We start from the raw sequence: 15,639 nt of genomic DNA on the forward strand, positions 1-15,639 counted from the left end.
TAAAAAACGCGGCACGGACGCAATCCCCGTGGTCGCCCGGTTCAACCTAGTGAACCACAGTCTGCCTTGGCCGCTCTTTACACGTGACCGGCCACCGGCGACAATGTTGGATCAGTCCGAGCGTCGACCGACTCGGCTGCCCGCATATTTGGAAACCTTTCCCCGCACCGGGAAAGGTTTCTTTTTTTGCCCGAGGCAAATTGCTAACCCCCTGTTGCGCAAGCAAGTAGTTCAAAAAAAAGGATTGGTGCCATGATCGATTCGGTACCCATGACACGCGCCGGCTACAACAAAATCAAAGCCGAGATCGAGCGTCTGGAAAAGGAGATGAACATTTGCACGGAGAAGATCGCCGAGGCGAGGGAAGAAGGCGACTTGAAAGAGAACGCCGAGTACCATGCCCAGCGCGAAAACCAGGGCATGATCGCCGCTAAAATCGCTCAGCATCGCGACAAAATCGCTCGCGCATCTATCATCGACCGATCGACGCTGCCCAAGGACGAAGTCGTCTTCGGATGTACCGTCACGGTCGAAGATGTGGCTTACGGCGACGAAGAACAGTTCACCCTGGTCGGCGCCGGCGAAGACGATGTGAACGCTGGCAAGATCCTCGTCACCAGCCCGTTCGGCCGAGGCCTGATCGGCAAGAAGGTTGGTGAAACAGCCGAAGTCGATGTGCCAGCAGGCAAACTGAAGTTCAAAATTCTGAAGATCGAATTCTTGGACTGATTCCATTTCGATTTGCCCCACCCATCCCTGGTGATCCGTGATTGCCAATCGCGATGTGTCGGGCACGTTCAAGACACGCACCTGCGCGGCGGCAATCAGGCCCACCGCGCAGGCGGCCAACATCGTTCGCTGTTGCCGCATTCGGGTGACGCGGCCCAATGGGCCCGTCGATCGATTCAACCGAGGGCGTGTCAGAGCCTTGCCGCCGATCGATTGACCGACGTGCTGGTTCTTCCTTTTTTCCATTTCCGGAGCCGTGACCGTTGTCCGACGACCAACCTGTATCTGACGTTTCCCCGGGCGTCACCGACAGCGATGAAGGCCCCGGTTGGTTGCCCGCCATCATGGCTGGCACGGTGCTGTTTGGCATCATCGGTTTTGTGATGTGCGGGTTCACCACCTGGCTGCTGTTCCAGAAGCGAACCGAGTTTGCGGTCAGGACACTCAACGCGGCCTATTTGCCCGAGATTGAACAAAGCCTGCTGTCGCCCGAAGAAAAGGCGGATGTTTTGGATCAGGTCAGCAAACTGGCCAAGGGCATGGAACGCGGTAAGTTCGAAAACTGGCAATCCGCTGGCATCCTGCAACGACTGCAGCGAACGCCGGTGATCGCATGGGGCGAACTGCAAGCGATTGAATCGTTTGCACAGAAAAACGCTGACCCGGATCACGCGGCCGAGATCAGCAAACAGCTTTCGCGGCTCCGCAAATCGGTTGCCGACGGCAATGGAACATCGTTTGATTTCGAAGACGTTCTGAAACCGGTCTATGTCGCCGATTCAAGTTCGCCGTCCGGGCATCGCTTGAAACAACCCCTGGACATGGCGTCGATTGGCGAAGTGGTCACGCTGGCAAAATTGGTGGCTGATCGCGAAAAGGTGCCGGATCAAACTTTTCCGGACGTTCGGATCGGAGCGATTGTTCGCGACCAGATTCAATCGGGCACCATCGATGGTGGGTTTTAACGGCGCGTAGGGCTTACTTCCCCTGGTCAATGCGCTACAGTGACGCCGTTCTGCTTTTGCAGTGAACTGTCATCGCTTGCCGCCGCCGAAGGAATCATTTTGTCTGCACGCAAAGTCGTTGTGGTGGGCGCTGGCCCGGGCGGTCTGGCCGCGGCAATGCAGTTGTCGCACGCCGGTTGTGACGTCACGGTGCTAGAACGCCGCGACCGAGTGGGGGGCCGTACGTCAGCCATCGAAGCCGACGGCTTTCGATTCGATTGTGGGCCGACATTCTTTTTGTACCCGCGCGTGTTGTCGGAAATCTTTCAGTCGGTCGGCAAAGACCTGACCGATGAAGTGCCGATGCAGCGATTGGACCCGCAGTATCGATTGACCTTTGCCGAAGGCGGAAGCCTGGATTGCACGCCCGACTTGGATGCGATGGACCGCCAGATCGCCAAGTTTGCCCCCGCCGACGTCGGGGCGCTGGCACGGTACATGAACGACAATCGTAAGAAGCTGGAAAAGTTTCGCCCGATCCTCGAGTCGCCGTTCAACTCGGCCGCGGACCTCTTGCGTCCGTCCATGATCTCGGCCGCCCGCCATCTGCACCCCATGCGATCACTGGGCACCGAACTGGAACGTTACTTTTCCGACCCGCGATTGGTGATCGCATTTGCCTTTCAGGCCAAGTACTTGGGAATGTCACCGTTCCAATGCCCCAGCTTGTTCAGCATCCTTTCGTTTTTGGAATATGAATACGGCGTTTGGCATCCGGCCGGTGGGTGCAGCCGAGTCAGCCAGCGGATGGGCGAAATTGCCGAATCGATGGGCGTCAAAATCCGCCTGAACGAACCGGTAACATCCGTCGAATTGGAAGGCCGGCGCTTGACCGCCCTGCACACCGAACAAGATCGTTACACCGCAGACGCGTTCGTGATCAACGCGGACTTCGCCGACTGGATGAGCAAGACGATCCCAAACTCGTCACGCAAACGGTGGAGCAACGAGAAGCTTGCCCAAAAGAAGTATTCGTGCAGCACGTTCATGCTGTACCTGGGGCTAGAAGGCCTGTACGAAGATCTTCCGCATCACAGCATCCATATCGCAAAGGACTACACAAAGAATTTGCGAGAGATCGAAATCGATCACGTGCTGAGCGACGACCCGTCTTTTTACATCCAGAACCCATCGGTGACCGACTTGTCATTGGCCCCGGCCGGTCACAGCGCGATGTACGTCCTGGTGCCCGTGACGCACCAGACGGCGAACGTGGATTGGTCGACCCAGTCGGATCGGTTTCGCGAGTTGACGTTGGACAAGATGGCCGCGATCGGCTTGGGCGACATCCGCGATCGAATCCGCTTCGAACACCGCATCACTCCCGATGATTGGCAGTCCGATTACGCGGTCTATCAGGGTGCGACGTTCAACCTGGCGCACAACCTAGGCCAGATGCTTCACCGTCGTCCCCACAACCGGTTCGAAGAACTCGACGGTGTCTATCTGGTTGGTGGCGGTACCCATCCGGGCAGTGGTTTGCCGGTCATCTACGAATCAAGCCGGATTTCCAGCCGTCTGCTGTTGCGGGACCTGGGGCTTTCAACCGACTTCATTGACCAAGCCGCTTCGGCCTAGCATCCGATTCGAAGTGGGATTCGCCGGCGTCCCCTGCTGGAAAAGGACTTCTGGCGAAGCGCCGCTGGATCACAATTCGAATTGGTATCCGATCGGCTACAGCCTGCCGTGGCTTTTGTGATTGAAAAACGTTAGCCGCCGATGGAATACATTGGCCGATCGGGCGGTCGGAATCCCGCTTCGTCGATCCCGTGTGCTGCGGCTTTCTCCATCACACACTGTCGTACCGTTTGCAACAGTTCGTCTTCGCTGGCACCACTGCGCATGCGATCTCGAATCGCAGTTTCGGTCGACGCAAACAGACAGTTGCGGATACCACCATCCGCGGTGATGCGGATCCGATTGCAGTCCCCGCAAAACGGATGCGTCACACTGCGAATGATCCCGACACGGCCACCACGAACGACGAATTCTTCGGCAGGCTGGGATGGGTGATCACGCGGGATCGGTTCGACGTCGCCAAAGGAATCGCGGATGATCGCAATCAATTCGTCGCCTGAAAGCACGCGTTCGGCGGTCCATGACCGGTCAGCATCCAGCGGCATGAATTCGATAAAACGCAGCGTGACTCCGCGATCGATCGCAAACCGAATCAGTCGCTCGACCTCGGTCTCCGTCACACCGGCGATCGCCAATGCGTTCAGTTTGACCGAGTCGAATCCGGCCGTGATGGCCGCATCGATCCCCGCGATGGTCTTGTCCAGACCGTCACGGCGAGTGATCTTTCGGAAGACATCGACGTCCAAGGTATCTAGCGAAATGTTGACACGTCGTAGACCGGCGGCACGTAAATCAGCCGCCTGGTCTGCCATCAGGATGCCATTGCTGGTCAGCGAGATGTCTTCCAGACCATCGATACCGGCCAACATCGCGATCAATTTTGGCAGATCTCGACGCACCAATGGTTCGCCGCCAGTGATCCGAATGTCTCGAACGCCCGCTTGGGTGACCAACAACGACGCTAAGCGATGAATTTCTTCGAACGTCAGCAATCGATCTTTGTCAACGAACTGCGCACCGAACTCTGGCATGCAGTAAAAGCAACGAATATTGCATCGATCAGTGACACTGATTCGGACGCTGTCATGGACGCGTCCAAACCGGTCAGTCAACGGGCGAACCGACGGTGGCGTTGGGATCGAGTGGGTCATGTCCTGCGCATCTTACACGAAAATAGGCTTCGCTTTGGAAGCCGCCGTGCGTCTCGGCACGAAAGGCAAGCGATCCGGCACACGTCCTGCGTGCGAAAGCCACCGATAGCAGACTCGCACGGACGACCCCAGCGATCCTATCAGTCCTCTTCGACCAGGCTGAACCCAAGGAATTCGATGATGTTCAGATAGATCAGGTAGAACACGGGAACCAGAATCAGCACGAGCCCCGTGGCCACCATCAACCCGAACGCCAAGCTGGCCGCCATCGGAATCAACAGTTGGGCTTGGAACGATCGCTCGGTCAACAGCGGCAATAGCCCGGCGATCGTCGTCAGGCTGGTCAACATGATCGGTCGAAAACGTCGTTGCCCCGATTCCAGCAAGGCTTCGCGGATCGGAACACCATCACGTACACGGGAATTGATGAAGTCGATCAAGACGATCGAATCATTCACCACGACGCCCGCAAGCGCGACCAGGCCGAACATGCTGAACAACGTCAGCGGCAAACCTAGAACCGCGTGCCCCCAAACCGCACCGATCATCCCGAAAGGCACGATGGCCAGAATTAGCAACGGTTGGATATAGCTGCGGAACTGGATCACCAGCAACACGAACATCGCCAACACTGCGATCCCAAAACCGGTCATCAAACTGCTGACCGATTCGTTGCTCTGTTCTCGTTGCCCTTCCCAGCGTACCGAGACGCCTGGGAACTGCTCTTTCATTTGCGGAACAAATGCAGTCTGTAAATCGGCGATGATCAGATTCGCGTTGGCTTTGGTTTCGTCCAGGTCGGCCGATACCGTGATGCTTCGCATCTGGTCGACGCGGTTGATCTCCGAGAACCCTCGACTCAGATTGACCTCGGCAAGTTCCGTAATGGGTCGCTGGCTGCCGTCGGGGGTCTGGATCCGAATTTCGCGGAAATCGACCAAACTGCGTCGTTCGTCTTCCGGATAACGAACCATCAATTTGACTTCGTGACGGCCACGCTGCAGCCGCATCACTTCGGCGCCGAAGTAAACGTTGCGAACGGTTTCACCCAGGTCGGTGGGAGTCACCCCCGTGGCCAACGCGCTGTCTTTGACGCGAAACTGAAACTCCCATTTGCCCGGCGTGTTGTCATCGGCGATGTCATAGACGCCAGCAAAGTTTCCAAGGCGCGCCTTGACCAATTCGGTAGCGGCAAGCAACTGGTCGATATTTCGGCCGGCTGCCAGCAATTTGAATTCAATCGCTTTGCCGCCTGGGCCCACGCCGACGGTTCCAAAAGTGATTCGTTCGGACCCGGGAAATTCACCCGCTTCGGCTCGCCACATCGCGATCAATTCGTCGCTATGGGTTTCCCGGATTTCCGTATCAAACAGCTCGGCAAAGATCTGCCCCACGTGCGATCCGCTGCCGCCTCCACCCGCTGCATTCTGGGTGTTGGTGATCGTTCCAACGTCTCGGTAGGTCAGCCGTACCGGACCTTGGCCGACGCTTTCTTCGGACTGAAATATGGATTCGGGAGTCACGCCCAACTGGTCGGCGCGTGTTTTTCCGATCCGCTGGCTGACACGCCGCAGCGCCTCTTCCATTCGCCGCGTTGCGTTGTCGGTTTCCGATGCGGGAGTACCGTCGGGAAACGCGATCGTCGCTTGCAGGTTGTTGTTGTCTGTTTTGGGAAACAAGATCGATGGGACCACGCCGCCGCGAATCATCCCGAACGTGAACACGAACATCCCCAGTGCGAATGCGATGGGCACCAACGGGTGTCGCAGCGAGAACTTTAGCGTGGGCAGATACAAACGCCCCGAAACCATGTCCATGCCCCAACCGGCTCGCTTGCTGAACCAATTCAACAGGATGCCTAGTGGCCGGATCGGATAGGTCAACACCGACAACAATCGAAAGAACCCGGTGTGTTTGTGCGCCAGGTGGGTCGGCAGTACAAAAACGCTTTCCCACAGCGAAATGACCAACATGGCGATCACCGCAAACGGGATCACAGCCATGAATTTGCCCATCACCCCGGACACAAAGAACATCGGCGAAAAGGCGATCACGGTGGTGGACACGGATGCCGCAACACTGCCCATCACTTCCAAGGTTCCGTCGATGGACGCTTCGCGAAGCGGTTTGCCCATCTGAATGTGCGCGTAGATGTTTTCACCAATCACGATCGCGTCGTCGACAACGATGCCAAGAGCGACCAAGAACGAAAACAGACTTAACATGTTCAACGTTTGATCACCGTACGAAAGCGCCACGCCAGCACCCAGGATCGAAATCGGGATGCCGAGTGCCACCCAAAACGCCAGCCGCATTTCCAGGAACAGGGTCAGCACCAGGAACACCAGCAGCAGTCCCTGAGCACCGTTTCGCAACAACAGATTCAAACGACCGCGGACTTCCGTACTGCTGTCGCCCCAGACCTCGAAGCGGTATCCCTCGGGCAATTCAGCGCCTGCGACATACTCGCGAACCGCGTCCACCATCTTCAGCAGGTCTTCCTGCTTGGTGCGTTCCACGTTGACGACCATGGCAGGTTCGCCATTGATTTCGCCCACCGATGTGATGTCTTGAAATTCGTCACGGACCGTCCCCAAATCGTTGACCGTCAAGACAACGCCGCCGGGCTGAGTCACGATCGGCAGTCGCCCAATCTCTTCCCCGATCCGGCCCTTGTTCTTGGCTCGCAACAGGATCTCTTGACCTTCGGACTTCAGGTTCCCGCCGGGAAGTTCGACGTTACGAGCACGAATCGTGCGGGCCACTGCGTCCAACGACAAACCGTAACTGCGCAGTGTTGCTTCGGGGATCTCCACGTCGATCTGGTAGGGCCTAGCCCCCATCACCGATGCGGATGAAACCGAAGGCAGGGTCAGCACTTCGTCACGGACGCGTTCGGCGACTTCGCGCAGCTTCAATTCCGCCTTGCGTGATCGATCCTTGGGGCCGACCACGCCCACGCGGATCGCCGCTTCGCGGAACGTGATCTGTTGGATCAGTGGATCTTCGGCCAACAACGGAAAGCTAGGAATGCGGTCGACTTCGCGGTCGATCTCAGCCATCACCTTTTGCACGTCTTCGACATCTGCCCGCAGTTCGGCCAGCACGAATCCGCTGCCTTCGCTAGCGATCGAAGTCACCTTCTTGATCCCATCGATCGATCGGATCGCTTCTTCGATCTTCTGACAGATCGCCTCTTCAGTATCCTGTGGGGTGGCCCCCGGATACGGCACCGTCACCATGACGATTTCAAGTTCGAACGCAGGAAATACCTCGCGTCGCATGTTCCATAGTGATATGCCACCTACCAGCAACAAGGCCAGCATCAACACGTTCATCCCGGGGGCATTCGTGATCGCCCAAGCTACAACTCGTCTCATCACGCACCCTCGCTATCGTTCTGGGTCGCGGACGGCTGGGTGGGGGAAGATGGTTGCGGCAGATCGGTTTTGGGCAATCCTTCGAGTCCCGATCGATCAGCCCGAACCGGCAGCGATCCCTCGTCGATTCCGCCTAGCGGTGAAACCACGACAAACGCGCCTCCCAGTTCTCTGTCTTGCACTTCGCAAACCCACATCCGGTTGGCACCTTCAAATAACGAAGTGGTTGCCTGGTCCGATGCAGCACCGTCCGGCAGATCGACCGCCAGCGAATCAACGGGAACGACACTGCCACGCACCATCACTTTGCCGGGCATCCACTGGGTGGGATCAAAGCCGTCTTCGATGACGACATCGGACGACGCAGATGGATCGGATGATTCATCCGCATCGGCCGCCCTCGGATCATCCGATGGGTTCGGTTTTTTGCCCGTCGCTACGACGGGCGTTGCCGATGGTTTGCCGTCAGCATTGCTTTCCAGCAGGACCGATTCGTCCGGCAAAAATTGAAAGATCCGATTGCCCGGCTGCAGTGCTCTGGCCGGGATCACGACCAAGGATGACTTCGGTTGGATCATCAGTTTCACTCGCACATACATCCCGCGCACCAGTGCGGGGGCGCCGGAACGCGCCACAGGGTTTCCCTCGGCATCGAACATCTGTGTGGGATCATCAACGACCACCCGCACAGGCACCGTTCGGGTCACCGGGTCCAAACCAATCCCGTCGTACGACAGCAGTTTGCCGTTCCATCGGTACACAACGTTGTCACGTCCTGACATCACGTATTCGATCACCGCCGGTGTTTCCGGTAGGTCATAGCTGCGTGAAGCCGGATCGACCGACGTTTCTCGCTGATTCAGCACCCAATAGAGTTGGTCCATCCGCAGGCTGCTTGCGACATCCACTTTCGACGTATCGTCGATCACAACCAAGGTAGCGCCGCGTGCTACGAAGGTGTTCAGATCGGCTTCTTCGGCAACGATGACACCGTCGATCGGTGCACGAATCTCGGTGCGTGCCAAGTTGACTTCTGCGACCTTCAACTGAGTGGCTGCCAATCGCTCGGTCGCTTCCAAACGGATGCGACGTTGTTTCAACAGATCCAACTGATTCTCGTAGCCCACCAATTGCTGCGTCGCAGCCAGCAACGCACGGTTGGCTTGATCGACTTCGGCGCGAGACGCGAACCCAGCCGGCATCGCCTTTTGGCGTTCGACCTCTTTTCGCTGCAGGTCGACATCCTGCTTGGCGACATCGATCATTCGTTTCGTATTGGCCATCTCTTGGTCCAGTTCGCGCAGCGACTGATAGTCCTGCTCTTGCATCCGGGTCAATCGATCGACTTCCAGTTCGTAATCGACCGGATCGATTCGCATCAGCACTTCGCCAGTCCTGACGTAAGACCCGGCTTCGCAGCGATCCGATTTAAAAACGACGCGTCCCGCTACCTCTGCGGCAACCTTGGCTTCGCGAAACGGGACCACCGTTCCGTCGACTTGCAGTCGAAGCGGAACGCCGGTTTCGTCCAGCGAACGAAGGCGTTCCACTCGGACCGGTGGCAATGCCTTCAGCCGTCCGACGCGCGTGGTGTCCAGCGACGGCCGTTGGGCCGGCTGGACAGTCCCGAACATGACCACCGTCAACCCAGCACCGATCAAAATTGCGATCGGAATCACCACGTTGAACATCAGGCTGCTGCCGAATGTCGTTTTCGATCCGGACGTTTTCGATCCAGACGGTTTCGACGGGTGCGGGACGACAGCGGCGGCCGATAGCGGGTCCGACGGCAGCGCAGTCGACCCCACCGCGGGCGATTTCGCATCGGATGAAGAAGGGATATCGTTCATGATTGTTTTCGAGGGCGTGTCACGTCATCACTGCTAACAGCGGCCAAGGTGACCGCGGTGATGTGTCGGCAGATCGTGTCGATGTCAAAATGTTGCTGGCGGCTCTGCTCGGGGATCAAAATTTCGATCGTTTCGGCCCCGACTTTGTAGTAAATGCACTGACCAATGACCGACAACGTCAGCTGTTCCACAACGTGGTCGGCCACCGGCAGGGACAGTCCTGGATCGGTGTTTGTTTGCGGGGGATCGCTTGACGGGCTAGACGCCGCGGATTGCCCCGACTGCCAGTTTTCCCGGATCAACGCAACCAAGGTCATCTTCAGACGAACATAGATGGGCTGAAAGTAATCGCGAACGATGTCCTGGAAAACGGGCGTCGGATTCTGCATCTCTCGCATGAAAAGTTGAGACTCCCAACCACTCGGCGACACCGTCAAAATCCGCGACATGATCGTGCGAATGATCCGGTCCAACATCACGGTCGGTTCGACATCGGTATCGACGGGGGTCGGGAATTCCCGCTCGCGCTCCTCGCGAATCTGCAGGATCAACTCGCGATAGAGCCCCATTTTGTCGCCAAAATGGTATCCCACCGATGCAATATTGACGCCCGCCGACGCACAAATTTCACGAACGGTTGCCCGATCGAACCCGCGAGCGGCAAAAACGGGGCCGGCTGCGTCCAAAAGCCGCGCTCGGGTATCTAGCTCGGTCGTGGATACGGGTTGGTTCAAAACGGACTCTCAGACAAGATTCAAACAGATGTTTAAAACGATCGTTTGAATTACCTAGATTGTCAAGCGAAGAATTTGTGTCGTTTCGTATCGGTCGGGCGTTTTGCGGCCTCGATACGGACGGCACTTCCTCACGAAACCACCCCCATAGGCGGGTCAGAACGAATTAGGCGGGGCATTCGCCGAGCCCCGGGCAACTGCGGGCTGGACGTCTGATCGCCAAACGCGGTGGTGGGACGAACCGTTTTCCAGCCCGACTTGTCGGTATGTTTGGGGCGCCGCACCGCAAGTCGGGATTGACGCTTTCGGCGTTTGCCGATCATCCTTGCGACGCCGCTAACTTTGCGACATGTGACGGTGCTGGCCGTTGGTATGCCAGGACCGCAATTCCCTTTTTTCACCGTGAGCCACGATGAGCACTGAGTCCGCCCCCAACGTCCAAATTCAACTGCCCGACGGATCCCTGGCCACCCATCCGGCTGAAACCACGCCGATGGACGTCGCCCGCGGCATCAGCGATGGACTCGCCCGCAGCGTGATGGCGGCCGAGATTGACGGAAAAATTGTCGATGCAGGCCGACCGCTGGGCGAATTGGCCGCCGGCGATGCACCGCTGTCGCTGAAACTTTTGACCACTCGCGACAGCGAAGCTTTGGACGTCCTGCGTCACTCGGCGGCCCACGTGATGGCCCGTGCGGTGATGCGTTTGTACAAAGGCGTATCGCTTGCGTTTGGCCCCACCACCGAAGGCGGGTTTTACTACGACTTTGATTTGCCGGAAACGATTAGCGAAGAAGACTTCCCAAAGATCGAAGCCGAAATCAAGAAGATCATCAAGGCCAAAGAACCCTTCGAACGGTTCTCGCTGACCCGCGACGAAGCTCGCAAATTGTTGGACGACCTGGATCAGGATCTAAAGGTCGAACACATCGACACCGGGTTGTCGGATCAATCGAGTGTCAGTTTTTATCGACAGGGTGAATTTGTTGACCTGTGTCGCGGTCCGCACATCCCCGACGCGGGCAAGATCAAAGCGATCAAAATGATGAGCGTCGCCGGTTCGCACTGGAAAGGCGATACCTCGGGTCGGCAACTCCAACGCCTCTACGGCACCGCGTTCTTTGACAAGAAAGAACTGGCGGCGTACCTGGAACAAATCGAAGAGGCCAAGCGGCGTGACCACCGCGTGTTGGGCAAACAACACGGACTGTTTTCGATCAATGCCGAAGTCGGCCAGGGGCTGTGCCTGTGGTTGCCCAAGGGCGCACGCGTGCGAGTGGCATTGGAAGACTTCCTTCGCAAAGAACTGCTTTCGCGCGGTTACGATCCGGTGTACAGCCCGCACATCGGTCGCGTCGAAATGTACGAAACCAGCGGCCACTTTCCGTACTATCGCGATAGCCAGTTTGCGCCTTTGTATGGCAGCGAAGTCGGCGGATTGCTGGATGCATGGAGCGAAAAGCTAGGCGAGGGTTCGCTTTCAAGTGACGACGAGGACAAGTTGATGGCGGCCGCCGAAGTGTTCGGGGTCGAACTGAAACGTTACAAGCCATCGGCATCGGTCGAAGCAAGACGAGAAGTCCTGCACGACTGGCAAACGGTCAACGAACGGTACCTGTTGAAGCCGATGAACTGTCCGCATCACTGTTACATGTTCAAGGCTCAACCACGTTCCTATCGTCAACTGCCGCTGCGATTGTTTGAATTCGGAACCGTCTATCGTCACGAGCAAACCGGCGAATTGAACGGCATGCTTCGCGTCCGTGGATTGACCCAAGACGACGCCCATATTTTCTGTACCGCCGATCAGGTCGAACAGGAGTTTCGGGCTACGATCGAACTGACCAAGTTCGTTTTGAAGTCCGTGGGATTGGACGACTACCGTGTCCAGCTGTCGCTGCGGGATCCGGACAGCGACAAGTACGTTGGTACCGAAGACCAGTGGGACAATGCCGAAGGGGCCCTGCGAGGCGTGCTGGAACAATCCGGACTGGACTTCAACGAAGAAGCTGGCGAAGCAGCCTTCTATGGTCCGAAGGCGGACTTCATGGTGCGTGACTGCATCGGTCGGTCGTGGCAGTTGGGCACGGTCCAATTGGACTACAACCTGCCCGAGCGGTTCAAACTGGAATACAACGGTTCGGACAACGCAACGCATCGTCCGGTCATGATTCACCGCGCTCCGTTCGGATCGCTGGAACGGTTCACCGGGATGTTGATTGAACACTTCGCCGGCGCGTTCCCGATGTGGTTGTCGCCGGAACAGGTTCGCGTTTTGCCGCTGTCGGACAAGTCCATCGAATACGCGGTCAAAGTAGCCGAGCAATTGACGGACGCTGGCTTGAAGGTGACCGTGGATTCCAGCGGTGGCAAAGTTCAGGCCAAAATCCGCACCGCTCAATTGGACTTGGTCAACTACATGGCAGTGGTCGGTCCCAAAGAAGCGGAAGCCGGTCACGTCGCCCTGCGAGATCGGATCGAGGGGGACCTGGGGTCGATGCCGGTGGCCGAGGCGGTTGCCCGTCTGACCAAGGAAATCGAGCAACGCACCGTTCGGCAAGCGGTCAAGCAAGGCGAAGCGGTGTCGTACCAATAGGCCTTGGCTGCGAAGTCTGGAAAAACTTCGAAACTTCGACGGCTTTCTTGCACGGAGATTGGACCGGGCGGTCACTACTAGGGGTAGAGACCGCCTGGACCTGCATTTGCCGCGAGAAATTCGATGCGTTTGACCCTCCGTACGCTGCTTGCCTACCTGGACAACACCCTGGAACCACAGGATGCCGAAATCCTGAAGGCGAAGGTGGTGGAAAGCAGCTTTGCGACCAAGTTGGTCCAACGTCTACGGTCGGGATTGGTGAATCCCGATCTGCCTGCGCTGCGGCCCGACGCCGTTGGCCCCAATGAAGACGCCAACGCGATTGGCGAATACCTCGACAGCACCTTGCCGGGCGAACAGGTCGCCGAAATTGAACGCGCATGCTTGGAATCGGACGCTCGGTTGGCCGAAGCGGCAGCGTGCCATCAAATTCTGACGATGGTTTTGGGGCAACCGGCCGAGGTTCCTCCCGAGCTCCGGGACCGGATCTATGAACTTCCCGAGCAAGAGATCCAGCGGATTGCAGCGACCAGCAATCGATTTTCCTCGCTGACCCTCGACGATGCTCCCCCCGTGGTTGCCCCGTTTGCCGAGGACATCACCCAGGATGCGCCACCGGTCACTCCGCTTGCTCATCCCGGCGGCCCTGTCGCGCCGGTCGGCCCCGCCGATTCGGGAGTATCCGACGCACCGACTCGGTTACGCGAATCCGGGGTGATCAACGCCGATGGCATGGTGGTGGGGCAACCTGCCATGGCCGGCGCCAAACCTCGCAACGTTCGTGACACGGCAATCTACGGAGGCAACATCCGAACTTCGCGGATCACAACATGGTTGGTATCGCTGGCCTTGGCCGGTGTGCTGCTGTTCGCACTGTCACGGATTTTCGCACCGCTTCTAAACCAAGACAAAACGGTAGCGTTGAACGACGACCAGATCACAGTCACCGAAGACATCGAGGTGCCTGCCGAACAGGTTCCGCCGATGGTTGCCTTGGACGGACAGGATTTGGCAGTGACAACGGACGCAGTCGAAGCACTGCCCCCGCCCAACGCGGTGGTCACCGATTCGGTTCAGGTCGATCCGTTGTCCGGCCAGCCAGAAGTCGAAGTGGCGATGACCGAAGCGATTGACGATTCGGAAGGGATGGCGCCCTCGGGATCCATCGCTGCGGCGGATTCCGGCGAAGACGATTTCATGGACATGGCACCTCCGGTCCCCGCAGGGATCGCCACCGATGAACCGGCGGTCACCGACGTTTCGATTCCCGATAGCGGGGATGATCCTCCGGGCGCCGAATCACTGATGACGCCCGAGATGGCGGTGGACACGGCCGACGCAGCTGCGCCTGATGCGGCAACGTCCGTTGACGAATCACAGCCGCATGCACCGGAGATCGCAACGATTACCAGCGACCGTACGCTGCTGGCCACCAATCGCAGCCTGCCCGGTGATGAACCGAAGTGGTTGCGACTGAAAAAGGGCATGACCGTGATGCCGGGCTTCCCCATCGTTTGCGCACCGACGTTCCGGGCGACGATGACATCCGTGTCAGGCCTCGAGGTCACGCTGGTCGGGCCGGCCGAGGCGATTTGGATTGCCGACCAGGACGGCGAGTCGGCATTGGCAGTGACCAGCGGACGCATCTTGGTCAAGGCACTAAGGCCGAACACCCGGCTGGACCTGGCTTTAGGGAACCAGTTGGTGACATTGTCGTTTGACGATGTCGAATCTGTCGCGGCGGCCAGCATCAAGTATTTCCGCAGCCCGGGCGCGGATCCACTGGCCCCGGACAACCGCGTTGAACTCGCAGGGGTTTTGGTCGTCCAAGGATCCGTCAATCTGGAATACGACCCGGTGCCAGGCGAGGCGGTCGTCGGAAACGCCGGCGGTGTTGAAACGCTGACAACCGACCAGCAATGGGTCAAACGGGGTACCGCCGCGCCCATGATTTCGTCCACCGATACGCCACCGGCTTGGATCAACCCACCCGACCCCACCGCGACATCGTTGCAGGCCGGGGCACGCGAAGGGCTGATTGAATTGATCAGTGGCGACCAGCCCTTGGAAATGTCGCTCCGCGAAGCGACATTGTTCCGGCGCAGTGAAGTGGCGGCATTGGCCGCACAGGCTTTGCTGCACATGGGGCAGGGGGATGTGTATTTTGGCAGTGACGGGATCCTTAGCGAAACCAAGCAGCGGGCGTATTGGCCCGAACACTTTGTTGAATTGCAGTCGATCGTGGACCGAAGTGCCGAGTCCGCGTCGAACCTGGAAAGATCGATCGTAAAAATGGACGCAGCCAACGCCAAGTCTATCTTCCGTCTTTTGACCGGGTACTCCAAACAGCAACTCGAAGAGGGTGGCGACGAAGCCTTGGTCAACGCCCTGGATTCCGAGGCCATGGCGGTGCGAGTTTTGGCGTTAGAGAATCTTCATAAGATTACCGGCACCACTTTGTACTTCCGTGCCGAACAGGACAACGCAGTCCGACGTGCTCCCAACATCAAGAAATGGATGGTTCGTCTGCGAAAAGGCGATATTCGCTGGCCCTGATCACCGGCCTGCGGGCGGCCCCAACCGCCTTGGGTAGGTCACATCGGGCAAGCCAAAAGGG

The 15,639-nt window shown here is 58.0% G+C and carries 9 protein-coding genes; 5 read left to right on the forward strand and 4 right to left on the reverse strand.

Annotated elements, in window-relative coordinates:
• Positions 1 to 252: 252 nt before the first annotated feature.
• From greA to crtI, 3 genes are all read left to right on the forward strand, one after another.
• Positions 253 to 729, forward strand: a complete 477-nt coding sequence (gene greA, locus K227x_RS21910) for a transcription elongation factor GreA (RefSeq protein ID WP_145172923.1) — start codon at positions 253 to 255, stop codon at positions 727 to 729.
• Between the two features lie 263 nt (positions 730 to 992).
• Positions 993 to 1,694, forward strand: coding sequence for a hypothetical protein (locus K227x_RS21915; RefSeq protein WP_145172925.1), 702 nt, complete (start codon positions 993 to 995; stop codon positions 1,692 to 1,694).
• Positions 1,695 to 1,793: 99 nt separating this feature from the next.
• Positions 1,794 to 3,311, forward strand: coding sequence for a phytoene desaturase family protein (gene crtI / locus K227x_RS21920; RefSeq protein ID WP_145178273.1), 1,518 nt, complete (start codon positions 1,794 to 1,796; stop codon positions 3,309 to 3,311).
• A 131-nt stretch (positions 3,312 to 3,442) separates the two neighbouring features.
• Here crtI and moaA read toward each other — a convergent pair whose 3' ends face one another.
• The 4 genes from moaA to K227x_RS21940 form a co-directional block, all read right to left on the reverse strand.
• Complete coding sequence (gene moaA, locus K227x_RS21925; protein ID WP_145172927.1) at positions 3,443 to 4,462, reverse strand: GTP 3',8-cyclase MoaA; 1,020 nt, start codon at positions 4,460 to 4,462, stop codon at positions 3,443 to 3,445.
• Positions 4,463 to 4,602: 140 nt separating this feature from the next.
• The gene (locus K227x_RS21930; RefSeq protein WP_145172929.1) at positions 4,603 to 7,842 is read right to left on the reverse strand and encodes an efflux RND transporter permease subunit; all 3,240 of its coding nucleotides are present in this window, start codon (positions 7,840 to 7,842) and stop codon (positions 4,603 to 4,605) included.
• Positions 7,842 to 9,692: an HlyD family secretion protein gene (locus K227x_RS21935; RefSeq protein ID WP_145172931.1), complete on the reverse strand. Its 1,851-nt coding sequence runs from the start codon at positions 9,690 to 9,692 to the stop codon at positions 7,842 to 7,844. Before K227x_RS21935 ends, K227x_RS21930 begins: the two co-directional genes overlap by 1 nt.
• Positions 9,689 to 10,426 carry a CerR family C-terminal domain-containing protein gene (locus tag K227x_RS21940; protein ID WP_145172933.1) on the reverse strand — a complete coding sequence of 246 codons (738 nt, stop codon included), beginning with the start codon at positions 10,424 to 10,426 and terminating at the stop codon, positions 9,689 to 9,691. Before K227x_RS21940 ends, K227x_RS21935 begins: the two co-directional genes overlap by 4 nt.
• A gap of 412 nt (positions 10,427 to 10,838) precedes the next feature.
• Here K227x_RS21940 and thrS point away from each other — a divergent pair, with 412 nt between their 5' ends.
• Positions 10,839 to 13,022 (forward strand): threonine--tRNA ligase, encoded by a 2,184-nt coding sequence (thrS, locus tag K227x_RS21945; RefSeq protein WP_145172935.1) that lies wholly within the window; start codon positions 10,839 to 10,841, stop codon positions 13,020 to 13,022.
• A gap of 123 nt (positions 13,023 to 13,145) precedes the next feature.
• Positions 13,146 to 15,578 carry a hypothetical protein gene (locus K227x_RS21950; RefSeq protein WP_145172937.1) on the forward strand — a complete coding sequence of 811 codons (2,433 nt, stop codon included), beginning with the start codon at positions 13,146 to 13,148 and terminating at the stop codon, positions 15,576 to 15,578.
• The last annotated feature ends 61 nt before the right edge of the window (positions 15,579 to 15,639 follow it).

Source organism: Rubripirellula lacrimiformis, assembly GCF_007741535.1.
GTDB lineage: Bacteria > Planctomycetota > Planctomycetia > Pirellulales > Pirellulaceae > Rubripirellula > Rubripirellula lacrimiformis.